Genomic DNA, 24,634 nt, shown 5'->3' with positions numbered 1-24,634 from the left:
CGCTTTCCGGGTTTCATTCGGTTTCCGAGGCCAGCGCGTTCACCGCGGCCGCGGTCATCGCGCTGCCGCCGCGCCGGCCGCGCACGATCAGATACTCCAGGCCGGACTCGGCGAGCGCCTCCTTGGACTCCGCCGCCCCGATGAAGCCGACCGGGATGCCGAGCACCGCGGCCGGCCGCGGTGCGCCCGCCTCGATCATCTCCAGCAGCCGGAACAGCGCGGTCGGCGCGTTCCCGATCGCCACGACCGCCCCACCCAGCCGGTCACCCCACAGGTCCATCGCGGCGGCGCTGCGGGTGTTGCCGATCCGCGCGGCGATCCCCGGCGCGCTCGGGTCCCGCAACGTGCAGATCACCTCGTTGTTCGCGGGCAGCCGCTTCCGGGTCACGCCGGACGCCACCATCTCCGCGTCGCAGAGAATCGGCGCGCCGTCGAGCAACGCCTTGCGCGCCGCGGTCACCACCCCTGGGCTGAACCGGACGTCTTGCACGAGGTCGACCATGCCGCAGGCGTGGATCATCCGCACCACCACGCGGGCCACGTCCTCCGGCAGCTCACTCAGGTCCGCCTCGGCCCGGATCGTGGCGAACGACCGCCGGTAGATCTCCGCGCCGTCGTGCTCGTACTCATACGCCATTCGGACCCCTCCTCGCCCCGGCCACCAGCTCCGCCAGCCCAACCGCACTCGCGCCGGCCGCACTCGCGCCGGCCGCACTCGCGCCGGCCGCACTCGCGCCGGCCGCACTCTCGTCGTCCGTGGCCGCGTCGTCCCGGCCCGCGTCGGCCCCGCCCGCACTCGCGTCGGCCCCGCCCGCGCCCACGGCGTCCTCCGGGTCGGCTCCGCAGCCGCTGAGCAGCGTGCCGTCCGCCGAGCGCCTGGTCACCGCATATCCGCCGGTGGTCGCCTCGGCTCGCACGTGCGGCCCGGCCGGGCTCCCGCAGGCCCGCTCGCACCCCACCCAGTGCACCGGCAGACCCGGCGCGAACCGGGTCGCCGCGGCCGCGTCCGCCCGCACGTCCGCCAGCGATCGCGCGCAGCCCGGCCGGCCCGCGCACGCGCTCACGCCGCTCCACCGCGAGGAGGCCGTCACCACCAGCCCGGCCGCGTCCATCCGCCCGATCCAGGCCCGGGCCGCGGTCTCGGCGAGATCGGGCACCACGATCCCACGCCACGGCGTGACGACCAGACGCTCCGCGTCCTCAAGAGCCTTCACCTGTACGCCCTCGAGCCGCCCCAGCGGCACCGACGCCCCCGCCGCGAACTGATCGCTTCCGGTCACGCCGTCGCCCAGAGCGTCGGGTGGGCGCATCGACACGACGCCGACGAGGTCGCCCGGCTCGACGACGTCGAGCACGGCCGTCGCCGGAACGCTCACCGGCACGACGCCGAGCGCCGCCGCGACCCGCCGCGAGACCCGTTCCGGTCCGTCGGGCAGCTCCCGCAGCCGCCAGGCGGACCCGCCGCCCGCCTGCACCCGCGCCGCCCGCTCGGCCAGGAACGCGTGCCCCGTCGCGACCAGCGACTCCACCACCCGCCCGGCGTCCACCCGCAGGCCGGTGTCGTGGCCGCCGAACCGCAGCGCGAACCGGCCCCCACCGGGCACGGCGGCGACATCCGCGGCGAGCGGCACGTGACCGATCGCGAACAGGAACTTGCCCGGCAGCGCGGCCAGCCCGGGGTCGGCGATGATCGCGGCGTCCAGCTCGGTCACCAGCCGGCGCAGGGGAGCGGCGGCCAGCGGCGGGGCGGCAATGTTCCGTACCGAATCGTGGGTTGACGACGGCAGCAGCCCGGCGGCGCGCAAGCGGGCCGCCAAGGTCTCCGTCTGCTCGGCTCTCAATGCTCTGAGCTGCAGGTTGGCCCGGGAGGTCAGCTCCAGCCGGCCGTCGCCGAACTCCTCGGCGAGCTCGCGCAGCGACCGCAGCTGAGCGCCGCTCAGCAGGCCCCCGGGCAGCCGGACCCGCGCCAGCAGCCCGTCGGCCGCGGGGTGGAGCCGCAGCGCGCCGGGGCAGGCGTCGGTGTCCGACTGACGAAGGCGAGTCACGGCCCGGATACTACGGGCGGCCTCCGACATGAACGCATCCTCGGGTCGGCAGCATCACAACTTCGTCAGCGGCGTCACACACCTCGTCAGCGGTGTCACAGGCCCCGCCCGGGCATCGAGACCCGGTCACGTCCGGGCGTCCAGTAGCGTGTGGCGGAACAAGTGAATTCGAGCGGCGACGCCGCGGAGGAAGCCGGTGCGAGTCCGGCGCGGTCCCGCCACTGTCACCGGGCTCAGCCGATTCTGGCGAGGCCCGGGAGCCAGGAACTCCCGTCGCCATGCCGATGACTACCCGGGGCGCGGACCCCGAGGGGGAGCGCACGCGTGTTTCTGCTGCTGTCGACGTCCGACACGGACCTGCTCAGCGCCCGGGCCAGCGGCTCGGCCTGGCGGCTCGGCAACCCGGCCCGCACCGGGGTCGAGGATCTGCCGGCCCTGCTGGACGGGGTCGAGCTGGTCGTGGTCCGCATCCTCGGCGGCCGCCGGGCCTGGGAGGAGGGCCTCGACGAGCTGCTCGGCGGCAGCCTGCCGGTGATCGTGCTGGGCGGCGAGATGCAGCCCGACGCCGACCTGATGAAGCTCTCCTCGGTCCCGGCCGGCATCGCCGCCGACGCGCACGTCTACCTCGCGCAGGGCGGCGGGGAGAATCTGGCCGCGCTGCACGACTTCCTCTCCGACACCGTGCTGCTGACCGGCAACGGTTTCGCGCCGCCGGTCGAGAGCCCGCAGTGGGGCATCCTGCCGCGCGAGCCGGCGCGGGAAACCGCACGGCCGACCGTCGCGGTCCTCTACTACCGGGCCCACCACATGGCCGGGAACACCGCGTTCGTCGAGGCGCTCTGCCAGGCGATCGAGGCGAAGGGCGCCCACCCGCTGCCGATCTTCACGTCCTCGCTGCGCACCGCCGCGCCCGAGCTGCTGGCCGAGCTGCGCAAGGCGGACGCGCTGGTGGTGACGGTTCTCGCGGCCGGCGGCACCCGCCCGGCGACGGTCAGCGCCGGCGGCGACGACGAGGCGTGGGATGTCGGGGTGCTGGCCGATCTGGACGTGCCGATCCTGCAGGGGCTCTGCCTGACCAGCTCGCGCGCGGCCTGGCAGGCGAGCGACGACGGCCTGTCCCCGCTGGACGCGGCGACCCAGGTGGCGATCCCCGAGTTCGACGGCCGGATCATCACGGTCCCGTTCTCGTTCAAGGAGATCGACCCGGACGGCCTCTCGGTCTACGTGGCCGATCCCGAGCGCGCGTCCCGGGTGGCCGGCATCGCGGTCGCGCACGCGCGACTGCGCCACATCCCGCCGGCCGAGCGCAAGATCGCGCTGATGTTGTCGGCCTACCCGACCAAGCACTCGCGGATCGGCAACGCGGTCGGCCTGGACACCCCGGCGTCGACGGTCGCGCTGCTCGCGGCGCTGGCCGACAAGGGCTACAAGATCGGGGACTTCGGTTCCTACGACGGCGACGGCCTGATCCATACGCTGATCGCCGCCGGTGGGCAGGACCCGGACTGGCTGACCGAGGAGCAGCTGTCCGGCAACCCGGTGCGCATTCCGGAATCCCGCTACAAGGCCTGGTTCGACACGCTGCCCGACGACTTCCGGGAGAGCGTCGAGCAGCACTGGGGGCCGCCGCCCGGTGCGCTCTACGTGGACAACGGTGACATCGTGCTCGCCGCCCTCCGCGACGAGAACGTCGTGGTGATGGTCCAGCCCCCGCGCGGTTTCGGCGCCAACCCGGTCGCCATCTACCACGACCCTGACCTGCCGCCGAGCCACCACTACCTGGCCGCTTACCGCTGGGTGGCCGACGAGTTCGGCGCGCACGCGGTGGTGCACGTCGGCAAGCACGGCAACCTCGAGTGGCTGCCCGGCAAGAACGTGGGCATGTCCGCCTCCGACGGCACCGACGCGGCGCTCGGCGACCTGCCGCTGATCTACCCGTTCCTGGTCAACGACCCGGGCGAGGGCACACAGGCCAAGCGCCGGGCGCACGCCACGCTGGTCGACCACCTGATCCCGCCGATGGCCCGGGCCGAGTCCTACGGCGACATCGCCCGTCTGGAGCAGTTGCTCGACGAGCACGCCAACATCGCCACGCTCGACCCGGCGAAGCTGCCGGCGATCCGCGCGCAGATCTGGACGCTGATCCAGGCGGCGAAGATGGACCACGATTTGGGCCTGTCGAACCGGCCCGACGACGAGCAGTTCGACGACTTCATCATGCACATCGACGGATGGCTGTGTGAGGTCAAGGACGTGCAGATCCGTGACGGCCTGCACGTGCTCGGCGCCGCGCCGACCGGTGAGGCCCGGATCAACCTGGTCCTCGCGATGCTGCGGGCCCGGCAGATGTGGGCCGGCCAGGTCGCCGCACTGCCCGGTCTGCGCGAGGCCCTGGGCCTGGCCGAGGACGCGTCGACGGCCGAGACCGACGCGGTCGAGGAGCAGGCCCGGGCGCTGGTCACCGCCATGGAAGAGGCCGGCTGGCCGACGGAGATTCCCCACCTGACAGACAATTCCGACGTACGTCGGGTGCTGGCGTTCGCCGCGAGTGAGATCGTCCCCCGGCTCGCCCGGACCACGGACGAGCTGACCAACGTGCTGCACGCCCTCGACGGCGGCTACGTGCCGGCCGGCCCGAGCGGCTCCCCGCTGCGCGGCCTGATCAACGTGCTCCCCACGGGCCGCAACTTCTACTCCGTCGATCCGAAGGCGATCCCCAGTTCCCTGGCGTGGGAGACCGGCCAGGCGATGGCCGACTCGCTGCTCGCCCGCTACCGCAAGGACTACGGCGACTGGCCGAAATCGGTCGGCCTCTCCGCGTGGGGGACCAGTGCGATGCGCACCGCCGGGGACGACATCGCCGAGGTGCTGGCCCTCATCGGCGTACGGCCGGTCTGGGATCCCGCCTCTCGGCGGGTCACCGGTCTGGAAGTGATCGGGCATGAGGAACTGGGCCGCCCCCGGATCGACGTGACCGTGCGCATCTCCGGCTTCTTCCGCGACGCGTTCCCGCACGTCGTGGCGCTGCTCGACGACGCGTTCCGGATGATCGCCGAGCTCGACGAGCCGGAGAACCACGTCCGCGAGCACGCGCTGCGCGACCAGGGTGAGCACGGCGACTGGCGGCGGGCCACCATGCGGATCTTCGGGTCGCGACCGGGGGCGTACGGGGCGGGGATCCTGCCGCTGATCGACAGCCGGAACTGGCGCGACGACGCCGACCTGGCCGAGGTCTACGCGGTCTGGGGCGGCTTCGCCTACGGCCGGGGCCTGGACGGGGTGCCGGCGCGGGGCGACATGGAGAACGCGTACAAGCGGATCGACATCGCCGCCAAGAACATCGACACCCGCGAGCACGACATCGCCGACTCCGACGACTACTTCCAGTACCACGGCGGCATGATCGCCACGGTGCGTGCGCTGACCGGGAAGGCGCCCGCGGCGTACATCGGTGACTCGACCAACCCGGACGCGACGCGGACCCGCAGCCTGACCGAGGAGACCGCGCGGATCTTCCGGGCCCGGGTGGTGAACCCGCGCTGGATCGCCGCGATGCGCCGGCACGGCTACAAGGGCGCGTTCGAGCTGGCCGCGACCGTCGACTACCTCTTCGGTTACGACGCGACCGCCGGGGTCGTCACCGACTGGATGTACGAGCAGCTCGCCACGACGTACGCGCTCGACGCCGAGAACCAGGAGTTCATGCGACAGTCGAACCCGTGGGCGCTGCACGGCATCACCGAGCGCCTGCTGGAAGCGGCCGAGCGCAAACTCTGGGACTCCCCGTCGCCGGACACCCTCGCCGCGCTCCAGCAGCTCTACCTGGAGACCGAGGGCGACCTCGAGGACGGCCCCGCCTAGGTTCTGTCCCGGGCCCAGCCGCGGCTCGCGCTCCCCGGCTGGTCCTCACCGTGGTCATTCCGCACGAATGACCACGGTGAGGACCAGCCCGGGGTGGGTCACTCGGGGTCGCGGCGCAGCAGATAGGTGTCCATGATCCAGCCGTGGCGCTCGCGGGCCTCGGTGCGCGTGCGGACGATCTCGTCGGCGACCTCCGCCACCCGGCCCGAAGCGAGCAGCTCGTCCTCGGTGCCGACGTAGGCGCCCCAGTAGATGTCGGCCTCCGGGAACTCCGTGAACGCCTGCTGCGCGTCGAGCATCACCACCACGTCGTCGACGCCCTCCGGCCAGCCCTCGGCGAGACGCCGCCCGGTCGTGATCTGGAACGGCCGGCCGACCCGGTTCAGCCCGACCCGGTGCTTCGCGGCGAGCGCGGAGACACTGCTGATGCCGGGGATCACCTCGTACGCGAAAGTGGTCTTTCCTCTGTCGAGGATCTCCTCCAGGATCGCGATCGTGGAGTCGTAGAGCGCCGGATCGCCCCAGACCAGGAAGGAGCCGGTCTCGTCGTCCTTGAGGTGCTCGCTGATCAGGTCCTCGATCACCTGCGAGCGGCGGGTGCGCCAGTCGGCGATCGTCCCGGTGTAGTCCGCCGGGGTGCGGTCACGGTCGGGGTCGCGGCCCTCGACGATCCGCTTGTGCGGATGGGAGTACGCCCGGATGATCCGTTCCCGCAGGTCGATCAGGCTCTGCTTGGTCTCGCCCTTGTCCAGCAGGAAGAACACGTTCGTCCGGCCGATCGCCTTGGCTGCCTGCAGGGTCAGATGGTCCGGGTCGCCAGCACCGATCCCGATCACGTAGATCTTCCGCACGCCCTGAGTCTGCCGCACCGCCTCCGGCCCCGATGGAGCGCCCCGATGGAGCGGCTCGCCCTCCCCCGTGGAAGGACGAACCGCTCGCAACGGGTGATCAGGGAACCTGCGGCCGTTTGACGTAGGTCCACTCGGCGCCGTCGGTGGAGACCCAGGCGCTTGATTCGTTGTTATTGGTCGGGATGACGAAGCCGCCCGGAACGGCGTGACCGTGGGCGCCGAGCGACGGCCCGGCCCGGGTGAACGTCCGGCCCTGGTCGGTGCTGCGGAACGTGCCGTGCGGCCACAGCTCGGGCGAACGCCTCCTGCACGACGTCCTGTGCCTCGGCGAAGTCGCCGGTCATGCCGTAGAGCTGGGCGACGAGACGGCCGGCCGAGGCCGCGTACAGGTCGCGAAGGTCGAGGTCGGGATCCACTGACTCTCCTGCCGGATGGGGGTCACCCGTACGACTCCCGGCGAGCGCGTCAGGTTACACACGGGATTTTCAGTCCGGAAGGATCGGGACGGACGGGTTCATCTCGCGGCCCAGCATGTCGGCGCGGCGCAGGGCGAGCGCGCCGAACCGGTCGCGGACCCGGTCGACGGCCGCGTCGAGCCCGTCCTCCCGCGGCGGGGTGAACGGCAACTCCAGCTGGACCGCGCCGTCGCCGTCGAGGTTGCTGACCGCGACGCCGACCAGGGTCAGGCCGCGCTGGTCGATCAGCGGGCGGGCCTCGCGCAGCAGCTCGACGGCGGTGCGCAGGACCGCGCCGGTCTGCATGGTCGCCTTGAGCAGGCTGCGGGAACGGGTCACCCGCTCGAAGTCGTCGAACCGCAGCCGCACCGTGATCGTCCGGCCGGCCCGGTGTGCCCCGCGCATCCGGTGGGTGACCCGGTCGACGAGCGCCGCCAGCACCGCCTCCACCTCGTCGAACGTGCGTTGCCCGCGACCCAGCGCGCACTGTGCCCCGATCGACCCGCGCCGCGCGCCGGTCGTCACCCGGCGCGGGTCGTGATGGTGCGCGAGCGCGTGCAGATGTCGCCCGGTGTGCGCGCCGAGCATCGCGACGAGCGCGGCCTCACCGACCCGGGCGACGTGACCGACGGTATGGATCTGCCGCTCGCGCAGCCGGGCCGCGGTCTTCGGCCCGACGCCCCACAGTTTCTCCACCGGCAGGGGGTGCAGGAACTCCAGCTCGGCGCCGGGCGGCACGACCAGCAAACCGTCCGGCTTGCCGGCCCCGCTGGCGACCTTGGCCAGGAACTTGGTGCGCGCGACCCCGACCGTGATCGGCAGCCCGACCTCGGCGCGCACCTGGGCTCGCAGCCGGCGGGCGATCTGTTCGGCCGTCCCGCTGATCCGCCGCAGCCCGTCCACCTCCAGGAACGCCTCGTCGATGGAGATCGGCTCGACGATCGGCGTGGTGTCCCGGAACACCGCGAAGACGGCTTTGCTGGCGGCCGAGTAGGCGCTCATCCGCGGCGGCACCACGACGGCGTGCGGGCAGAGTGCCCGGGCCTGGGCGAGGCCCATCGGGGTGCGCACGCCGAAGGCCTTCGCCTCATAGGACGCGGCGAGCACCACACCACCGCCGACCAGGACAGGCCGGCCGCGCAGCGCGGGGTCGTCGCGCTGCTCGACCGACGCGTAGAACGAGTCCAGGTCGGCGTGCAGGATCACGCCGCCGAGCTTAGTACAAATGTTCGAAAAAAGGGGCTACTCGGCGCGACGGTCTGTGGATGACCACCGGGCAGCAGCTGTTCATCCAGCGAAGATACGTCCGCGCGGGGTATCGGTGATCACACTGCGCACTTCTCGGGAATCGCCCCGCGGGCCTCCCGGTTCTCAGACTTGAGTCACCCACGCTCAAGTAAGGAACGAGGAACCACCCATGTTGCTCAGCACCCCGACCGTGCGCGACCTCGAGCGTCTCACCGCCCGGGTCTTCGAGAGCTCCAACCGCACCGCGGGCGCCCGGCTCGACGCCTACCGGGACAACGACACGTTCTTCATCGACATCGACCTGCCCGGCGTCGACACGGCCTCGATCGACATCACCGTCGACGGCAAGGTCCTGACCGTCCGGGCCGAGCGCACCCGCACCGGGCGCGAAGGTGTCCGCTACGTCGTCGCCGAACGTCCGGTCGGCGTGTTCAGCCGCCAGGTCCAGCTCTCCGACAAGCTCGACACCGACCGGCTGGAGGCGCACTACGACCAGGGCGTGCTCACGCTCAGCATCCCCGTCCTGGAGGAGCGCAAGCCCCGCAAGATCGAGATCGCGCCCGCCGCGGTCTAGCCGGTGGTCTCCGGGCCGCCGTGGTCCAGCCGGTGGTCTCCGGGCCGCCGTGGTCCATCCGGTGGGCTCCGGGTCGCGCCGCGGCTCAGACCTAGTGATCGAACTGGATCCAGTTCACGTTCATGAACTCGCTGTCGTCCGGGGCCGTGAACGTGACATAGACCGTGTGCGTACCGGTCACCGGCGTCAACGCCGCCACATCGGTACGCCAGGTCTGCCACCCACCGGTGTTGCTCACCGACAGCTCACCGACCGGATCGGCATCCAGGGTGTCCAGCCGGATCTGCACCCGGCCGGACACCCCGGCAGCCGACGCGACCCGGAACTTCGCCTTCGTCGCCGGCACGTCACCGAAGACGAAATTGTCGAACCGCAGATGGTCACCGCGGTTGATCCAGCCGACGTTCTGCCCGCCGCCCTCATCGCCGGTGTCCTGCGCCTGGATGCCGGCCAACTCGTTCGCCGACTCGGCCTGCAACACCTGATACTTCACCGGGGTCGGGGCAGGCGTGGTCGGCGTCGGCTCGGCCGGCACCGACGACGGCACCGAAGACGGCACAGCCCGCTGCTCGGCGGCCGCCGCGGGAGACTGCGAGGGCGTGTCCTGCCAGCGGCCCAGACCGTAGCCGACCAGCAGCAGGGCGAGACCGCCCGCACCGATCAAGGCCCGGTTACGGTTCGTCCAGCTGCGAGTGCGATAGACGGTCGGAGTTGGCTGATCCACCCGGCAAGGGTAATCAGCCCGGACCGGCCGGAGCCAGGGCCTCGATCATCTCGGTACCCAACCGGGCTGCGACCTGCGGATCCGCATCCTGGCCGCCGATCCGAGGATCCCAGTTCGGCTCGTAGAACAACTCGGTCGCGCCCGCGTCCGCGTACCGCCGGGCATCGGCACGGGCCCGCGCCCAGTCACCGGACTCGACCACGGCGCGGACCACGATCCGTACGTCATCGGGACTCCTCCCCGCCTCGGCCGCCGCCGCCCGGACCACCCGCGCGCCGCGCTCGACGTCGGCCGGACTCGCACGGCTGCTGCTCACCCAACCGGCGGCCAACCGGCCCGCCCGCCGCAACGCCACCTCCGCCGACCCGCCCAACAGGATCGGCGGGCCACCCGCCTGCGCCGGACGCGGCCGCATCCGGCTCGGCGGGACGCGATAGAACGTGCCGTCGAACTCGGCCACCTCGTCGGTGAACAGCGTGCGCAGCACGGCCAGGAACTCCTCCGTGCGACGGCCCCGCGGATGCGGATCGGAGCCGGTCGCCACGAACTCCGGCTCCGACCAGCCAGTGCCCAGACCCAGATCGAAACGGCCGCCGGTCAGCAGATCCAGCGTGCCCGCCTGCTTCGCCAGCAGAGCCGGTGACACATACGGCAGGTTGATCACCGAGACGCCCAGGCGGATCCGCGAGGTGGCCGCCCCGGCCCAGGTCAGGGCGACGATCGGGTCGAGCACACTCTGATAGCTCGGCGCCAGATCCTGATCGGCGCCGACCAGCAGGCGCTGGAACGCCCACAACCCGTGATAGCCGAGCTGCTCGGCGCGCTGCGCGATCGACGTGAGCGTTTCCGGGCGAGCCCACGCGCCCGACACCGGGCAACCGAAACTGATCAGCATGAGGTGCAGGGTAGGCGCTGCCCGGTGGACATGAGCGAGCGTCACCGTCGACGACGGACCCGGCCGTCGCCGTGCTCCGGCAGAGGGTGGCGACTGGTCGGGGCGTGACGGCACCGCTGTGCTTCCGTGGCGACTGGTCGGGGCGTGAACACACCGCTGTGCTTCCGTGACGGGTAGGTTCGGACCGTGACGACACTCGCCGATGCCTGGGAACTGAGCCGCAACGACACCGGCCTGGCCATCGTGTCCACCGCGCGGGCCGACCGAACCGTCCAGTCCAGCCTGGTCAACACCGGTCTGGTCGACGACCCGGAAGGCGCGGGCCAGGTGCTGGCGTTCGTGACCTACGGCCCGGTGAAACTGCGCAACCTGCGGGAACGCCCCGACCTCGCCGTGGCGTTCCGCAGCGGATGGCGCTACGCGACCGTCGAAGGGCGGGCGCAACTGGCCGGGCCGGACGACCCGCAACCGTGGCTCGACCCGGAGCGCCTCCGCCTGCTGCTCCGCGAGATCTTCGCCGCGGCCGGCGGTACGCACGACGACTGGGACGCCTACGACCACACCATGGTCGCCGAGCGCCGAACCGCCGTCCTGATCCGCCCAACCCGCATCTACCCATAACCCCACCCGGGCGGCGCCCACAGTCACCCGCCAATTCCCCAGCTCCACCCGCCGGAGATCCCGTCGCGTCCGCCCGGCCCGATGTGCAGCCGCCCGGCATGGATCCGAACCCGCGTGCGGGCTGCTGCCTTGCGCGCGCGGGCGCTGCTGCCTTGCGCGCGCTGCTGTGGCCGGGCGCGCGCCGCTGCCGGGCGAGGGTTTCCATAGCCCGGGCGTATGACGTGGCCCGGCTACGATGCCGCGCATGCGGTTACGGGGAATCGACATTCGCGCCCGGCTGTTCGCCCTCGCCGCTGCGGTCGGGTGCGTGTTGCTCGCGTTCGGAATCCGCCTCCTTACCGGCACACCGCTGGCCAGCACCGGTCTGGTCGAACAGGCAAGTGGGACCGCCCTTTATGCCACAGCCGTCTTCTGCGGCGTGATCTTCTTATGGCCGCGGCTGCCCGTCGGCCGGGTAGCGCTGATCGCCGCCGGTTATTGCTGGGCCGTCGAGTTCCTGCAGCTCACCTCCATCCCGGCGGACCTCTCGGCCCGCAGTGTCCTGGCCCGACTGGTGCTCGGAGTGAGCTTCGACCCCGCCGACCTGTTCTGGTACCTCGTCGGTGTCGCAGTGCCCACCGCGATCCTGGTGTGGCGCCGCACCCACTCGGCCGGTGCCGTCCCGGCTCACCGGGCTGATGCTGTCCAGGCTCACCGGACTGATGCTGTCCCGGCTCACCGGGCTGCTGCTGTCCCGGCTCACCCGGCTGATGCTGTTTCGCCGCCCGCTGCACCCGAGAGCGCCTGAGCCGGAACCCGCGGTTGACGGCGGGTTTCCGCGCCCGGTTCGAGATCCACACACGCTAATATCGTTGGAACGTGCTTCAAGATACCATCGAATTTCCATTGCTCCGCCAGAGATGATATCGTCGATTCATGGTTGACGTGGAGACCGGGGACGAGCGCGGGGCGATCCGCGCGATGCTCATCGAGGCTGCCAGCCGTCTGCTCCGTGATCAGGGGGCCAAGGCTGTTACTACGCGTGCGGTGGCGCAGGCGGCGGGCGTGCAGCCGCCAATGATCTACCGGCACTTCCACGACAAGGATGGCCTGCTCGACGCGCTGGCCGAGCACGTGATGGTGGAATATGTCCACGGCAAGTCCGGGGCGCCGGTCGGCGATCCGCTGGCCGAGCTCCGCGACGCGTGGGCTAGCCATGTCGAGTTCGGCCTGGCCAATCCAGATCTGTACCTGTTGATCAACACCCCGGGGCGGAAGTCGGCGGCCACCGATGCGGGGCAGGAAGTGCTGCGACGCCGGGTCCACCGCCTGGCCGAGGCGGGATTGCTGCGCGTCGACGAGAGCCGAGCGGTCGACATGATCCACGCCGCGGGCACGGGCGCGATCGTGGCACTGCTGGGGAAATCGGCTGCTGAGCGGGACCTCTCGCTGGCCGCGGTCATGTTCGACGCGGTGACCGCGGCGATCCTTCACGAGCGGCCGGTCACGCCGGCGTCCGATGTGCTCTCGCTTTCCGTCACGTTCGCCACGGTGATCGACAAGCTCGGCGCGCTGAGTGGTGCGGAGCGCGCGCTGATGACGGAGTGGCTCACCCGGGCCATCGGCGAGATGCAGGCTTCGGCGCCGCTGCGAGAGCGGAAGGAGGTGGAGTGACGGGCCATCGCCGGGCCTGGACGTGACCGAAGAGGATCAGGCCCAGGCGGTCCTGCGGCATCGTGACCTCGGCGAGCGGTTCGCGGGGAGACCCTAGGATTCTGGCGTGACATCGATGGCAGAGGCTGCCGAGTGGGGCCGGGGTCCGGTCGTGCGGCGAATGTCGGTGCTGCTCGGCGTGTGGGCGGTCGGGTCGATCGTGCTCTTCCTGCTGGGCATGCGGGACCTGTTCACCTTCGGGGACGCGGCTCCGGCGCATGCGGCGCGCGGTGGTGCGTTCCTGCTGGCTTGCGCGTTTCTGCTGATCGCGGCACCGGTGGCGGCGACGGTGATCGGGGCGCGCGGCGGGCAGAACGTCTACGCGGGGGTGTGCGCGGTGCTCGCGCTCGGGGGTCTGGTTCTCGGCGGCCTGCTCGCGGTGCGCGGGCTGCAGGAGACCGGGGCGATCACAAAACCGGCGGTGGTGGTGCCTACGCCGCGGACTTCACACTGCGTCGAGTTCAGCGGCGGCGACACCCGCTGTCCCGGTGGATGATGGACGGCATGGCCGAGGACCAGGACCGTCACAAGGCGCCGCGGAACCCGAGCGCGGGAAAGCGGGACGCCGCCGAGAAAGCTGCGCGCGATGTCGGCGCGGAGCAGGCCGAAGACATGCATGACGAGAAGGCGTCGCCGGCAGCTGGCGGGCGGAAGGCGTCGCCGGCAGGGAAGGCGTCGTCGGCGGGAAAGGCGTCGCCGGTAGCGGGCGAGCGGAGGGCGTCGCCGGACAGCGCCGGGTCGAAGGCGGCACGGAAAGTGGGTGCTGGGCAGGAAGAGCGGGACGGGGTGGCGCTGACCAATCTGGATCAGGAGCTGTTTCCCGGGGCGGGGGCCACCAAGCGGAACCTCGTCGACTACCTCGACGCCATGTCGGGGCGGCTCGTTCCGGTGCTTCAGGGGCGGCCGCTGTCGGTGATCCGGGTGCTGCGCGGGCAGGACCAGTTCATGCAGAAGAACCTGCCGAAGTACACGCCGGACTGGGTGCCGCGAACCTCGGTCTGGGCGGAGGCCTCACATCGTGAGGTGGTCTACGCGCTCGGGAACGACCGGCGGACGCTGCTGTGGTTCGGGAATCAGCGGGCCGTGGAGTATCACCCGGGGCTGGCGCTCGCCGAGGCGCCGCACCGGCAGACGCACCTGATCATGGATCTGGACCCGCCGGAGGGTGGCGGGTTCGCGCTCGCGGTCCGAGCGGCCCGGCTGGTGCGGGAGGCGCTTGCCGGCGCCGGGATGAGCGGGGCGGTCAAGACCAGCGGCTCCAAGGGGGTGCACGTCTTCGTGCCGCTGGCCGGCGGCCCGGCGCCCGAGGAGGTCGCCGCTGCTCAGCGAGCCGTTGCCGCGCGCGCCGAGCGGATCGATCCGGAGTTGGCGACCACCGCGTTCATTCGGGAGGACCGGCACGGGAAGGTCTTCCTCGACGCGACCCGCGCGGGTGGGGCGACCGTGGCGGCGGCCTACAGTCCGCGGATCCGGCCCGGGGTGCCGGTGTCGTTCCCGGTGGACTGGGACGATCTCGACGACGTGTCCCCGGCCGACTTCACCGTTCACACCGTGCCCGGGCTCGTGAAGGACGGCGACCCGTGGGCGGAGGCGATGCCCGCGGCGCAGGAACTGGATGCCGGGTTGATCGCCGAGGGGCACACCATTCCGGTGGCCCGGGTGCAGGCTATGCACGAGGGTAAGCGGCGGGCGAAGGCACGCCGGGCCGCGGAAAGCTGAACCGGCGGGGCTCAGGAGGCGAGGGCGCTCCAGAACGGGACGGTCGGCCGGACCCGCCGGTTCGCCGGCTCGCCGAGGCCGAACTCCCGGTTCAGCCAGTCCGACAGGTCAGCGCCGTAGCACAGCACATCCGTCTGGTAGATCGACAGCACCGGATGTCCCGGGATGGCGGCCGGCAGGTACCGGTGGGCGTAGAGCGGGATCATCCGCGGCGCGATCATCAGCCCGGCGCGGGCGGTCGACACCCGGTCGCCGAACGGGGCGCCCCACCCCTCGTACCAGAAATCGTTTTCGGCCACGTCGAAGAGAACGCCTTCGACCGGGGCGGTCAGTGCGGCCCGCAGCGCCGTCCGGTCGCGACCGCGCCAGTCGGGCCAGCCGATGCCGGTGGGCAGCCCTGCGGCGAGGAACTCGCGATGGTCAGGGGCGAATGTGAAGCCGAACTCGGCCTCGATGTCGGTGAGTTCGGAATCGGTCAGGCCGGGCGCGATCGGGAAGCGGCCGGAGGCGGCGAGCAGTTCCGCGGCGGTCACTCGATTACCTTAACCAGCGGGACCGTATACATCGAACGGTGCAGCTCGTACGCGGGAGGAGTCCATGCGGGTGACAGCGTACGTACGACGCGCCGGGCACCCTCCGGCTCCTAGCGTCTTGAGCATGAACTTCATCTATCTCGGGGCCGCCGCGACGCTCGTCGGAGTTCCGGCCGGGCTCGCCATGACCGACGCCAACTCACAGAATGTGATGACCGTCTCACTGGCCTTCTTTCTCGCCGGTCTGGTCCTCGCCGCCCGCCGCTGGCCGCGCACCGTGCTCATCATCTCCGTGCTGACCGTGGCCGCATGGCGGTCGGCCGCGCTCGTCGGCGCCGGCTGGGTGTGGCCGGCCACCGCCGCCGCCGTCCTCACCGTCCTCGCCGGTCACGTCCGCACCGCCGTGCTGACCAGTGCTGTCGTGTTGACCTACGGGCTCAGCTGGGACTATGCGACGACGCAGCACTCGACCGACTGGGTCTTCGCGCACCTCGGCGGCGAGACGCTGTGGGTGAGCGCGGCGCTCGCGGTGGCGATCGCCTGGCGGAACAACCAGGGCTGGCAGGAGCTCCAGCTGGGTCGCCGGCGGGCCGAGGAGCGCGTCGAGATCGCCCGTGACCTGCACGACGTCGTGTCCCACACGCTGGCCGTGGTCGGCGTGCACCTGAATGTGGCGCTGGACGCGTTCGACGACGACCCGGACGAGGCCCGCGCCTCGCTGCGGCTCGCCCAGCAGGTCCGCGGGCGGGCCATGAACGACCTGAAGTCCCTGGTCGGTGTGCTGCGTGAGGGCGAGCTGCCGAGCCTGGCCGGTCTGGAGCGGCTCTGCGACCAGGTCCGGGCCGCGGGGCTGCCGGTGACGTTGAACGAGTTCGGGGATGCGGTGGAGGTCCCGGCCCCGGTCGCGACCGCGGTCTTCCGGGTGGTGCAGGAGGCGCTGACCAACACGGTCCGGCATGCCGGGGCGACGCGGGCGACGGTCACTGTCCGGTACGCGCCGGACGGTGTGCTGGTCGACGTCCGGGACGACGGGCGCGGGGCCGATCAGGTCACTGACGGTCACGGGATCGCCGGGATGCGGGAGCGGGTGGCGGCGCTGGGCGGGGCGCTCACGGCGGGCCCGGGTGGGCAGGGTTTCGTCGTGTGCGCCAGCATTCCGCTCACCAACCCGTGAAGAACGATAAATCGGACAAGGCGCGAGGCCGCCGCCCCCCGAGTGCGAGAGGAGCTGACATGCCGATCACCGTCCTGCTGGCCGACGACCAGCAACTGGTCCGCGCCGGCTTCCGTAGCCTGCTCCGCCGCGCCCGCGACATCGAGGTCACCGGCGAGGCCGCCACCGGCGACGAGGCCGTCCGCACCGCCCGCACCCTGCGTCCGGACGTGATCCTGATGGACATCCGGATGCCCGGCACGGACGGCATCACCGCGACCCGGGCGATCCTGGACGAGAACCCGGCCACCCGGGTCGTCATCCTGACGACGTTCGAGACCGACGAGTACGTCTTCGCCGCTCTCGCCGCCGGTGCCAGCGGTTTCCTGACCAAGGAGGTCGACCCGGACGGCCTGCGCACCGCTGTCCGGGTGGTGGCGGCCGGCGACGCCCTGCTCTCGCCGAGCGTGACCCGGCGGGTGGTCGGCCAGTTCACCGGGCGTCCGGTTCGCTCCCCGGGCAACGATCGGCTCGCCGTCCTCACCGAGCGTGAACGGGAGGTGGTGAAACTGGTCGCCGGCGGCCTCTCCAACGACGAGATCGCCGCCCGGCTGGTGATCAGCCCGCTGACCGCGAAGACGCACATCACCCGTGCGATCACCAAGCTGAGCGTCCGCGACCGCGTCCAGCTGGTGATCCTCGCCTACGAGGACGGCCTCGTGTGAGGCCCGCGCGCAGAACAGCCAAGCTGCCGGGGGACGGAGTCGTGTAACCGCTTTGCACCCGCGCACTTCCTAAATCCACTACCCCGCCACCCGATGCTCGCTGGTGATCACAACCGAGGGCGGAGGCGTCGAGATGAGCATCGACAACGCGGAGGGACCGGTGGACATTCGTCCCTGGCTCCGGGTCTGCATCGCCGTCGCTTCGGTCCTCACCGTTCTCGCCGTGCTGATCGGCGGCGAAGTAGGCGGTCCTGACCTGGCCAACGACATCTCCACCTGGGCGTTGACCGTCCTCCCGATCGCGGCGGCCGGTGCCTGTCTGTGGCGCAGCCGGCGTTACTCGGGCCGGCACCGCTGGGGCTGGGCGGTTCTCGGCGCGGGTGTGCTGAGCTGGGGCGCCGGTCAGGCGTACACCTTGGCGCAGTACTACCCGCACGGCGGTGACCTGCCGGTCCCGTCCCCGGCCGACGCCGGGTACCTGGGCATGCTGCTGCTGATCCCGATCGGTCTGCTGATCCTGCCGAGCGCGTCGCAGCCGCTGGCCAACCGTGCGCGCAGCGTTCTCGACGGGCTGCTGCTCGCGACCGCGCTGGTGATCGTCAGCTGGGTGCTGGTGGTCGACCCGCGGATCGACACCAGTCACCAGAACGTGGGCTTCTACATCAAGCTGCTCTACCCGCTCGGCGACATCGTGATCGCCACCATGATCGGCTACATGCTGCCGCAGCGGCGGGCGCGGTTCCGCTGCTCGGCCGACCTGCTCCTCTTCGGGCTCGGGGTGGCGGGCTTCGCGATCTCGGACATCGGGTACTCGTACCTGGGAATGATCGACGACTACCGGCCGGGTTCGGTCGTGGACCTGGGCTGGATCATCGGTTTCGGTCTGGTCATCGTCGGCGCCGCCCGCCCGAAGGACGCCGAGCCGCTGCGGAACGAGTTCAGCTCCCGGGCGCGCATGGGCGGCGTGATGGCCCCGTACGTCGCGGTCGGCGCCGCCCTCGTCGTCAGCGCGATGTTCCACCTGGTGACCGGGCACAGCACGCCGTTCGTGGCGTGGAGCCGGTCGCTGCTGATCGCGCTGCTGATCGGGCGGCAGGTGCTCACGCTGCTGGAGAACCGGGACCTGACCCGTGGCCTGGAGTCCCGCGTCGAGGCCCGGACCGCCGAGCTGCACGCCCGGGAGCAGCAGTTCCACGCGCTGATCCGGCACAGTTCGGACGTCGTCACGGTGATCGACGCGAACGGCTCGGTGATCTTCCAGAGCGAGTCGATGCAGCGTGTCTTCGGCTACCCGGCCGAGGCGTTCCTGGGCCGGCACTACACCGAGCTGCTCGCCCCCGAGGTCGCGGGCCGGCTGGCGCAGGCGATGCGGCAGGTGGCGGTGCGGCCGTTCGCCTCGGCCACGCTCGAGGTCGTGCACACGCACCAGGACGGCCGGCTGCGCCCGTCCGAGATGATCATCACGAACCTGGTCGACGACCCGCACGTGGGCGGCTTCGTGCTGAACACCCGGGACATCAGCGAGCGCAAGGAGCTGCAGGAGCAGCTGATCCACGAGGCGTACCACGACTCGCTGACCCAGCTCGCCAACCGCGCGCTGTTCCGTGACAAGACCGCCGCCGCGCTGGCGCGGACCACCGGCCTGACCGTGCTGCACCTCGACCTGGACGGTTTCAAGCGGGTCAACGACAGCCTCGGTCACCTCGCCGGCGACCAGCTGCTGGTCGAGATCGCGGACCGGATCAAGGGCTGCGTGCGCTCCGAGGACGTGGTCGCCCGCTTCGGCGCCGACGAGTTCGCGGTGCTGATCGAGACCGCCTCGGCCGAGGAGGGCGAGTTCGTGGCCCGCCGCATCCTGGACGACCTGGAGCTGCCGGTCGAGGTCGGCGCGCGCAACATCCACGTGCGGGCGAGCATCGGCCTGGCCCAGGCGTCGCTGCTGGCCGAGGAGGACGAGGACCGCGCCGAGCAGCTGCTGCGCAACGCGGACCTGGCCATGCACCACGCCAAGGCGGCCGGTGGCAGCGCCTTCACCAGCTACCGCGCGCAGATGCGCGACGGCCTGATCGAGCGCCTGGAACTGGAGAACGACCTGCGGGCCGCGCTGGAGAACCAGGAACTGCGCCTGCACTACCAGCCCACCGTCGACCTGGACACCAGCGCGGTGGTCGGCTTCGAGGCGCTGGTCCGCTGGCCGCACCCGACCCGCGGCATGATCAACCCGCTCGATTTCATCCCGATCGCCGAGGCCACCGGCCTGATCGTGCCGCTCGGCCTCTGGGTCCTGCGCGAGGCCTGCCGTCAGGCGGTGGAGTGGAGCGAGGCGGCCGGCGGTCGTCCGCTGAAGATGTCGGTCAACGTCTCGGTCCGCCAGTTCGACCAGCCCGACTTCGCCGAGACGGTGGCGGCGGTGCTGGCCGAGACCGGCATGCCGGCCGACCGGCTCTGCCTGGAGATGACCGAGTCGGTGCTGATGACCGACACCGAGGCGAACCTGGAGCAGCTCGTCCGCCTCAAGGCGCTCGGTCTCACGCTCGCCATCGACGACTTCGGCACCGGTTACTCGTCGCTCGCCTACCTGCGCCGTTTCCCGGTCGACACGCTGAAGATCGACCGTTCGTTCGTCGAGCGCCTCGGCATGCTCGCCGGCGACACCGCCCTCACCGACACGATCGTGCGCCTCGGCAAGAGCCTGGGCATGTCCACGGTCGCCGAGGGCATCGAGGAGTTCGGCCAGCTCGCCGCCCTGCGGGAGATGGGCTGCGGCTTCGCCCAGGGCTACTACTTCTCCCGCCCGGTCCCGGCCGCCGAAGCCGGCCGCCTGTTCCTGGAGGGCGCCGAGCCGGTCGAGACCTCCGCCTGACCGTCGGACAACGCCCGGTGTTCAGGAGCGGATGAACCGGGTGGCGGCCTGGGCCAGCGCACCCTGCAACGTCTTCGGGTCGGGCGCGGTCGAGTACGCCCGCAGCGCCGCGTTGACCGCGCTCTGCCAGGCCTGCGAGCAGCCCGACCCGTGCGCGCACGACGGCACCTGCACGGCCGACTTCCAGTCGGTCATCGCGGACTGCTGGTACGGCGAGAAGCCGGTCGCGGGCACGTCGGTGCGGGCCGGGATCGACCCCTTGGCCTGGTTGAACACCTGCTGCCCGGCCGCCGAACCGACCGTTTTCAGCCAGCACTCGGTCCCACCGAGGTTGGCGGCTCCGGTCGACAGGGTGAACGAGTCGGCGAGCCACTGGAAGGTGTTGCCGTTGCCCGGGAACGTGAACCACCCGTACCCGGGGAAGCCCTTGGCCGTGAGGTCCGCGGCGGCCCAGTCGCCCATCAGCTGGTAGCCGGCCTTGCCGTCGATCAGGAGCCGTTCCGCCTGCGGCCAGTCGAGGGCGTCGCGGTCCAGGTTGCCGTAGCCGAGCAGGGTCACGAAGTCGCCGATCGCCTCGGCGACCGGCGCACTGGTCCAGTCGGTCGCGCCGGTGAAGAGGCCGGCGAACCGGTCCGCGCCCAGGTCGGTGATGAGCACCGCCTCCAGCAGCATCAGCTGCGTCCAGTCGCGGCCGAGCGCGAGCGGCGCCTCCACCCCGGCGGCCTTGAGCCGGGCCAGGTCCTCGATGAAGGCGTGCAGGTCCTCGGGCGGCGCGGTGATCCCGGCCGCGGCCAGCACCGCCGGGTTGGTCCAGACGACGTTGGCGCGGTGGATGTTGGCCGGCACCGAGTAGATCTTGCCGCGCACGGTGAGGTCGTCGATCAGCCCGGCCGGCAGCACGTCGCGCAGTCCCCAGTCGGCGTAGTACCCCGTGAGGTCCGCGACCTGACCGGCGTCGATGTAGTCGAGCAGCTCGGCGCCGGCGTGCGCCTGGAACGTGTCCGGCGGGTCGTGGCGGATCATCCGCTCGGTCAGCGCCTGTTTCGCGTTGACCCCGGCGCCGCCGGCCACCGCGCCGTTCTCGAAGCGCTGACCGCGACAGTCCGTCCCGAACTGGGTGATCAGCGCGTCCAGCCCGGCTTTCTCGCCGCCCTCGGCCCACCAGGTGAAGACCTCGACGGTGGCCGGTGGCGGCGTGTCGTCGTGGTCGGCGCCGCAGCCGGAGGCGGCCAGCAGCGCCACTGCGGCGAGAACGGCCACCATACGCATGCCGCCCAGAGTATTACCGAACGGTGGAAAGCGCCTTACCCGAAGGGAGATCCCGGCGCCCGCGGAACGGCCCGAGGACGATGATCAGACCGGCGAGCGCATAGGTCACGGTCATCACGACCATCGAGACCCGACTGCCGTACGCCGTGGCCAGCACCCCACCCAGCACCGCCCCCACGGGGATCGTGCCGTAGTTGACGAACTGCATCGCGGTCAGCACCCGCCCGAGCAACTCGGACGGCACGTACGCCTGCCGGAACCCGCCCGTGATCACGTTCCCGGCGACGATGAACGCCGCGACCAGGGCGCTCCCGGCCGCGAACACGATCAGTCCCGCGCCCGGCCCGGTGAACGGCAGCAGCAGCGACGCACACCCGGCCGCCGCCTTGACCGTCACCAGCACCCGGGCCGCTCCGAGACGACGTACCAGAAAAGGCACCGCGCTCGCAGCGGCGACCCCGCCCAGACCCGAGGCGGAGAGCAGCAGCCCGACCGTGCCGGTGCTGACGCCCACCTCGCGCACCAGGAACACCACGGTGATCGCGCCGTATCCGTTGAGCGCGAGGTTGCTGACCGCGCCGTGCACCATGATCGAGCGCAGGTAGCGGTCCCGTGCGAGCCAGCCCATGCCGGCCCGGATCTCGCGGGCGATGCCCTGCCGCGGCACGCGGGCGACCGTCCGCTCGGGGCGCCGGATCGCCAGCAGCCCGGCGAACGACACCGCGAAACTGGCCGCGTCGATGATCAGGCCGGTGACCGCGCCGGCCGCCGCGGCCAGGGCGCCGCCCAGCGCCGGGCCGGCGATCCGCGCGGCCGAGTCACTGCCGTTGGCCAGCGCGTTCGCCTGGATCAGCCGGTCCGCGTCGAACATCGCCGGCAGGTAGCCGGTGTACGCGATCTCGGAGAAGACCTCCGCGACGCCGGTCAGCAGCGCGACGACCAGCAGGTGGATGACGGTGAGGTGCCCGAGCCAGGCGGTCAGCGGGATGCTCGCGACCAGCAGCGCGCCGGCCGCGTCGCAGGCCAGCAGCACCGGCCGTTTCGGGACCCGGTCGACCCAGGCGCCGGCCGGCAGCCCGATCAGCAGCCAGGGCAGCCAGGCGGCGGCGGTGAGCAGGCTGACCGTGAGCGCGTCGGCGTCCAGTTCCTGTACGGCGATCAGCGGGGTGACCACGGTGGCGACCGCGCTGCCCAGCCGGCTGACGGTCAGGCCGCCCCAGAGTTTGGCGAAGTCGTGATCCCGCAGCAGGGACATCAGGGCCTCGCCGGGAATCCGCGGCCCAGCACGAACACCGGCTCGCGATCGTCGCGCTCGGGCCGCCCCCGGTACTTCGCGAGCAGCGCGTTGATCTCCGCGCCGAGCTCGGCCAGTTCGGCCGGGGAGAGTCGCATCCACGCGTCGGTGGCGAACGCGCTGGTGCCCCACGGCTCGCTGCGTGCGGCGGGACTGCCCACCCAGGAGTGGATCAGGTCGAGCTGCCGTTGCAGGCCGATCGCGTCGGCGGCGTCGGCGGCTTCGGGGGTGAAGTCGGCCGGGTTCCACGAGATGCGCGGGTCGGCCATCCGCCACCAGTGTTCCTTGCGGTTGCGGGCCAGGTCGGGCGCCTCCTCGATGAGCCCGGCCTCGGCGAGCACGCGCAGGTGATGGCTCACGTTGGCGACCGCCTGCCCGGTGGCGCGGGCCAGCGCGCTGGGCATCGACGGGCCGTCGACCCGCAGCGCGTCGAGCAGGCGGCGGCGCAGCGGATGGGCGACCGCCTTGAGCGCGGCCTCGTCCCTGATCTCGGTCATGCCCCCAGCATGGATGGTAAAGAGTTGTTGCGCAAGAACTCTTTACCAATGTCGGGAATTGTTGACGGAGTTGTCCACCGCGGGCTTATCCGGGGCATAGGCACATGACAGTGCCCGCACAAACATCGATGTTTCGCTGTTCAGCAACATCTCAGGCGTAACCGGAGGAAGGCGGCACACTGTGACGGAGCAGGAGCGGGACAACGCGGCCTACGTCCGCGAGGTCCACGACAAGGGCCTCGCATTCGACCTCGGCACGATGAACCGGCGGCGGATGCTGACCCTGATCGGCGGCGCCGGCGCGGCCGTCATGGTCACCGGCGCGCTGGTGGGCACATCCGGGCCGGCGGCGGCCGCCACGGTGGACGAGATCGAGTCGGAGACGGCCGGACCGTACCCGGCCGACGGCTCCAACGGCGTCGACGTGCGCACCGAGTCCGGCATCGTGCGCAGTGACATCCGGTCGTCGTTCGGCACCTCGACGACCGTGGCCGAGGGCGTCCCGCTGGAGTTCTCGATCACCGTGGTCGACCTGGACGGCGCGCCGATCAGCGGCGCGGCGGTCTACGCCTGGCACTGCGACCGGGACGGGAACTACTCGCTCTACTCCACCGGGATCACCGGCGAGAACTACCTGCGGGGCATCCAGGAGACCGACACGACCGGCACGGTCACCTTCACCAGCATCTTCCCGGCCTGTTACTCCGGTCGCTGGCCGCACATCCACTTCGAGGTCTACTCGTCACTGGCCAACGCGACCAGCGGGGACGGGCCGATCATCAAGACGTCGCAGATCGCGATCCCCGAGGAGATCGCCGACCTGGTGTACGCGACCGACGGCTACAGCAAGAGCGTCACCAACCTGAGCCAGATCAGCCTGGCCACGGACAACGTGTTCGGGGACGACTCGGCGGCCCGGGAACTGGCGACCGTCACCGGCAGTGTCACCGCCGGGTTCACCGCGTCGCTGACCGCGGCCGTCGATCCGAGCGGCACCGAGGAGAGCGGTGGCACCCCGCCGTCCGGAGCGCCGTCGGGTGCCCCGCCGTCGGGCGTGCCGTCCGCGTCCGCGACGGCAACCGCGAGCGCGACGACGACGGCCGCTTCCACGCCGCGCCAGCAGCAGCAGAAGAAGACCCGGCACTGGTGGAACCCGTTCAGCTGGTGACCCGGGCCGGGGTGCTCACGACGTACCGGATGATGGTCTTGACGATCGGGACGCGGGCCGGCCCCCAAGCGAACCCGCGCCCCGATCAACCCACTCAGACCTCGGTCGTCAGCTCGAAGACCTGGGTGGTGGGGTGGCCGGCGCGCTCGTGCACGCGCATCACGGCCTCCTTGCTCGGACCGGTGCTGAGGCAGAACACCTTGCCGGCCTCCGGGTCGAGCCAGGCGTGCTCGAAGTGCACGCCCTCCTCGCCCTCGATCTTGAGGTCGGCGTCGTGCGCCGCGTTCAGCTGCTCGGCGGTGACGCCGAAGAATCCGTCGTGGACGTCCATGAACTTCGCCATCGCATTTCCCCTCGCGGTACTGCCTGGTGCCTGACCAGTACAGCTTGCGGCCGGTGGCGCCGTCGGACATCGGTCATAACACCTAGGAAGCCGGAGTGCGGCTC

The 24,634-nt window shown here is 71.4% G+C and carries 23 protein-coding genes and 1 riboswitch; of the genes, 11 read left to right on the top strand and 12 right to left on the bottom strand.

What is annotated here, in order from left to right; genetic code table 11:
• Nucleotides 1-13 precede the first annotated feature (13 nt).
• Together ACH442_RS23010 and ACH442_RS23005 are read right to left on the bottom strand one after the other, a co-directional pair.
• Nucleotides 14-637: a precorrin-8X methylmutase gene (locus ACH442_RS23010; RefSeq protein WP_396340137.1), complete on the bottom strand. Its 624-nt coding sequence runs from the start codon at nt 635-637 to the stop codon at nt 14-16.
• On the bottom strand, nt 627-2,045 hold the full coding sequence (locus ACH442_RS23005) for a precorrin-3B synthase (RefSeq protein ID WP_396340136.1): 1,419 nt from the start codon (nt 2,043-2,045) through the stop codon (nt 627-629). The genes ACH442_RS23010 and ACH442_RS23005 overlap by 11 nt, the downstream gene beginning before the upstream one ends.
• 159 nt (nt 2,046-2,204) lie before the next feature.
• Nucleotides 2,205-2,338, top strand: a riboswitch (cobalamin riboswitch).
• A gap of 31 nt (nt 2,339-2,369) precedes the next feature.
• On the opposite strand from ACH442_RS23005, the gene cobN reads away from it, so the two are divergent.
• The gene (cobN, locus tag ACH442_RS23000) at nt 2,370-5,906 is read left to right on the top strand and encodes a cobaltochelatase subunit CobN (protein WP_396340135.1); all 3,537 of its coding nucleotides are present in this window, start codon (nt 2,370-2,372) and stop codon (nt 5,904-5,906) included.
• Between the two features lie 98 nt (nt 5,907-6,004).
• On the opposite strand, the gene cobF is transcribed toward cobN, so the two are convergent.
• The 3 genes from cobF to dinB all read right to left on the bottom strand — a co-directional run bounded on the left by cobF (nt 6,005) and on the right by dinB (nt 8,418).
• Entirely contained in the window at nt 6,005-6,757 is a 753-nt protein-coding gene (gene cobF / locus ACH442_RS22995) for a precorrin-6A synthase (deacetylating) (RefSeq protein ID WP_396340134.1), read from the bottom strand.
• Nucleotides 6,758-6,927: 170 nt separating this feature from the next.
• A complete protein-coding gene (locus tag ACH442_RS22990) occupies nt 6,928-7,173 on the bottom strand; it encodes an RNA polymerase sigma factor (RefSeq protein WP_396340133.1) in 246 nt (81 codons plus the stop codon).
• Nucleotides 7,174-7,242: 69 nt separating this feature from the next.
• Nucleotides 7,243-8,418 carry a DNA polymerase IV gene (dinB, locus tag ACH442_RS22985; RefSeq protein ID WP_396340132.1) on the bottom strand — a complete coding sequence of 392 codons (1,176 nt, stop codon included), beginning with the start codon at nt 8,416-8,418 and terminating at the stop codon, nt 7,243-7,245.
• 211 nt (nt 8,419-8,629) lie between these two features.
• Between dinB and ACH442_RS22980 the strand changes: the two genes are divergently transcribed.
• The gene (locus ACH442_RS22980) at nt 8,630-9,034 is read left to right on the top strand and encodes an Hsp20/alpha crystallin family protein (protein ID WP_396340131.1); all 405 of its coding nucleotides are present in this window, start codon (nt 8,630-8,632) and stop codon (nt 9,032-9,034) included.
• Nucleotides 9,035-9,125: 91 nt separating this feature from the next.
• On the opposite strand, the gene ACH442_RS22975 is transcribed toward ACH442_RS22980, so the two are convergent.
• Both ACH442_RS22975 and ACH442_RS22970 read right to left on the bottom strand, forming a co-directional pair.
• Nucleotides 9,126-9,758 carry a carbohydrate-binding protein gene (locus ACH442_RS22975; protein ID WP_396340130.1) on the bottom strand — a complete coding sequence of 211 codons (633 nt, stop codon included), beginning with the start codon at nt 9,756-9,758 and terminating at the stop codon, nt 9,126-9,128.
• Between the two features lie 13 nt (nt 9,759-9,771).
• Nucleotides 9,772-10,653, bottom strand: coding sequence for a TIGR03619 family F420-dependent LLM class oxidoreductase (locus ACH442_RS22970; RefSeq protein ID WP_396340129.1), 882 nt, complete (start codon nt 10,651-10,653; stop codon nt 9,772-9,774).
• Between the two features lie 186 nt (nt 10,654-10,839).
• On the opposite strand from ACH442_RS22970, the gene ACH442_RS22965 reads away from it, so the two are divergent.
• The 5 genes from ACH442_RS22965 (at nt 10,840) to ACH442_RS22945 (ending at nt 14,685) form a co-directional block, all read left to right on the top strand.
• Nucleotides 10,840-11,274 (top strand): TIGR03618 family F420-dependent PPOX class oxidoreductase, encoded by a 435-nt coding sequence (locus tag ACH442_RS22965; RefSeq protein WP_396340128.1) that lies wholly within the window; start codon nt 10,840-10,842, stop codon nt 11,272-11,274.
• Nucleotides 11,275-11,518: 244 nt separating this feature from the next.
• Nucleotides 11,519-12,061 carry a DUF2809 domain-containing protein gene (locus ACH442_RS22960; protein ID WP_396340127.1) on the top strand — a complete coding sequence of 181 codons (543 nt, stop codon included), beginning with the start codon at nt 11,519-11,521 and terminating at the stop codon, nt 12,059-12,061.
• 128 nt (nt 12,062-12,189) lie between these two features.
• Nucleotides 12,190-12,927, top strand: a complete 738-nt coding sequence (locus ACH442_RS22955; protein ID WP_396340126.1) for a TetR/AcrR family transcriptional regulator — start codon at nt 12,190-12,192, stop codon at nt 12,925-12,927.
• 106 nt (nt 12,928-13,033) lie between these two features.
• Nucleotides 13,034-13,462, top strand: a complete 429-nt coding sequence (locus ACH442_RS22950) for a hypothetical protein (RefSeq protein ID WP_396340125.1) — start codon at nt 13,034-13,036, stop codon at nt 13,460-13,462.
• 260 nt (nt 13,463-13,722) lie between these two features.
• Entirely contained in the window at nt 13,723-14,685 is a 963-nt protein-coding gene (locus tag ACH442_RS22945) for a DNA polymerase domain-containing protein (protein WP_396340124.1), read from the top strand.
• A gap of 11 nt (nt 14,686-14,696) precedes the next feature.
• On the opposite strand, the gene ACH442_RS22940 is transcribed toward ACH442_RS22945, so the two are convergent.
• Nucleotides 14,697-15,218 carry a hypothetical protein gene (locus ACH442_RS22940; RefSeq protein ID WP_396340123.1) on the bottom strand — a complete coding sequence of 174 codons (522 nt, stop codon included), beginning with the start codon at nt 15,216-15,218 and terminating at the stop codon, nt 14,697-14,699.
• Nucleotides 15,219-15,342: 124 nt separating this feature from the next.
• On the opposite strand from ACH442_RS22940, the gene ACH442_RS22935 reads away from it, so the two are divergent.
• The 3 genes from ACH442_RS22935 to ACH442_RS22925 all read left to right on the top strand — a co-directional run bounded on the left by ACH442_RS22935 (nt 15,343) and on the right by ACH442_RS22925 (nt 19,959).
• The gene (locus tag ACH442_RS22935; protein ID WP_396340122.1) at nt 15,343-16,392 is read left to right on the top strand and encodes a sensor histidine kinase; all 1,050 of its coding nucleotides are present in this window, start codon (nt 15,343-15,345) and stop codon (nt 16,390-16,392) included.
• A gap of 59 nt (nt 16,393-16,451) precedes the next feature.
• A complete protein-coding gene (locus ACH442_RS22930) occupies nt 16,452-17,096 on the top strand; it encodes a response regulator (protein ID WP_396340121.1) in 645 nt (214 codons plus the stop codon).
• A 133-nt stretch (nt 17,097-17,229) separates the two neighbouring features.
• Nucleotides 17,230-19,959: a putative bifunctional diguanylate cyclase/phosphodiesterase gene (locus ACH442_RS22925; RefSeq protein WP_396340120.1), complete on the top strand. Its 2,730-nt coding sequence runs from the start codon at nt 17,230-17,232 to the stop codon at nt 19,957-19,959.
• Nucleotides 19,960-19,980: 21 nt separating this feature from the next.
• On the opposite strand, the gene ACH442_RS22920 is transcribed toward ACH442_RS22925, so the two are convergent.
• The 3 genes from ACH442_RS22920 to ACH442_RS22910 are packed head-to-tail and all read right to left on the bottom strand — an operon-like array spanning nt 19,981 to nt 23,019.
• Entirely contained in the window at nt 19,981-21,228 is a 1,248-nt protein-coding gene (locus ACH442_RS22920; protein WP_396340119.1) for an ABC transporter substrate-binding protein, read from the bottom strand.
• Nucleotides 21,229-21,241: 13 nt separating this feature from the next.
• Nucleotides 21,242-22,483, bottom strand: coding sequence for an MFS transporter (locus ACH442_RS22915; protein WP_396340118.1), 1,242 nt, complete (start codon nt 22,481-22,483; stop codon nt 21,242-21,244).
• The gene (locus ACH442_RS22910; protein WP_396340117.1) at nt 22,483-23,019 is read right to left on the bottom strand and encodes an ArsR/SmtB family transcription factor; all 537 of its coding nucleotides are present in this window, start codon (nt 23,017-23,019) and stop codon (nt 22,483-22,485) included. The genes ACH442_RS22915 and ACH442_RS22910 overlap by 1 nt, the downstream gene beginning before the upstream one ends.
• A 181-nt stretch (nt 23,020-23,200) precedes the next feature.
• On the opposite strand from ACH442_RS22910, the gene ACH442_RS22905 reads away from it, so the two are divergent.
• Nucleotides 23,201-24,187: an intradiol ring-cleavage dioxygenase gene (locus ACH442_RS22905; RefSeq protein ID WP_396340116.1), complete on the top strand. Its 987-nt coding sequence runs from the start codon at nt 23,201-23,203 to the stop codon at nt 24,185-24,187.
• 94 nt (nt 24,188-24,281) lie between these two features.
• On the opposite strand, the gene ACH442_RS22900 is transcribed toward ACH442_RS22905, so the two are convergent.
• Complete coding sequence (locus ACH442_RS22900) at nt 24,282-24,530, bottom strand: SCO4226 family nickel-binding protein (protein WP_396340115.1); 249 nt, start codon at nt 24,528-24,530, stop codon at nt 24,282-24,284.
• Between the last annotated feature and the right edge of the window lie 104 nt (nt 24,531-24,634).

This window comes from Actinoplanes sp. NPDC020271, from assembly GCF_044388125.1.
In the GTDB taxonomy this organism is placed as follows: domain Bacteria; phylum Actinomycetota; class Actinomycetes; order Mycobacteriales; family Micromonosporaceae; genus Actinoplanes.
Note: the sequence above shows the minus strand (reverse complement) of the source record. Positions and strands in the feature narration are given on the sequence as shown.

Excerpts from the sequence above, each read along its gene's own strand:
- ACH442_RS23010 (WP_396340137.1), bottom strand. The coding sequence starts at position 637 with ATGGCGTATGAGTACGAGCACGACGGCGCGGAGATCTACCGGCGGTCG.
- ACH442_RS22925 (WP_396340120.1), top strand. The coding sequence starts at position 17,230 with ATGAGCATCGACAACGCGGAGGGACCGGTGGACATTCGTCCCTGGCTC.
- ACH442_RS22960 (WP_396340127.1), top strand. The coding sequence starts at position 11,519 with ATGCGGTTACGGGGAATCGACATTCGCGCCCGGCTGTTCGCCCTCGCC.
- ACH442_RS22920 (WP_396340119.1), bottom strand. The coding sequence starts at position 21,228 with ATGCGTATGGTGGCCGTTCTCGCCGCAGTGGCGCTGCTGGCCGCCTCC.
- ACH442_RS22915 (WP_396340118.1), bottom strand. The coding sequence starts at position 22,483 with ATGTCCCTGCTGCGGGATCACGACTTCGCCAAACTCTGGGGCGGCCTG.
- ACH442_RS22900 (WP_396340115.1), bottom strand. The coding sequence starts at position 24,530 with ATGGCGAAGTTCATGGACGTCCACGACGGATTCTTCGGCGTCACCGCC.
- ACH442_RS22980 (WP_396340131.1), top strand. The coding sequence starts at position 8,630 with ATGTTGCTCAGCACCCCGACCGTGCGCGACCTCGAGCGTCTCACCGCC.
- ACH442_RS22955 (WP_396340126.1), top strand. The coding sequence starts at position 12,190 with ATGGTTGACGTGGAGACCGGGGACGAGCGCGGGGCGATCCGCGCGATG.
- ACH442_RS22935 (WP_396340122.1), top strand. The coding sequence starts at position 15,343 with ATGAACTTCATCTATCTCGGGGCCGCCGCGACGCTCGTCGGAGTTCCG.
- ACH442_RS22970 (WP_396340129.1), bottom strand. The coding sequence starts at position 10,653 with ATGCTGATCAGTTTCGGTTGCCCGGTGTCGGGCGCGTGGGCTCGCCCG.
- ACH442_RS22930 (WP_396340121.1), top strand. The coding sequence starts at position 16,452 with ATGCCGATCACCGTCCTGCTGGCCGACGACCAGCAACTGGTCCGCGCC.
- ACH442_RS22910 (WP_396340117.1), bottom strand. The coding sequence starts at position 23,019 with ATGACCGAGATCAGGGACGAGGCCGCGCTCAAGGCGGTCGCCCATCCG.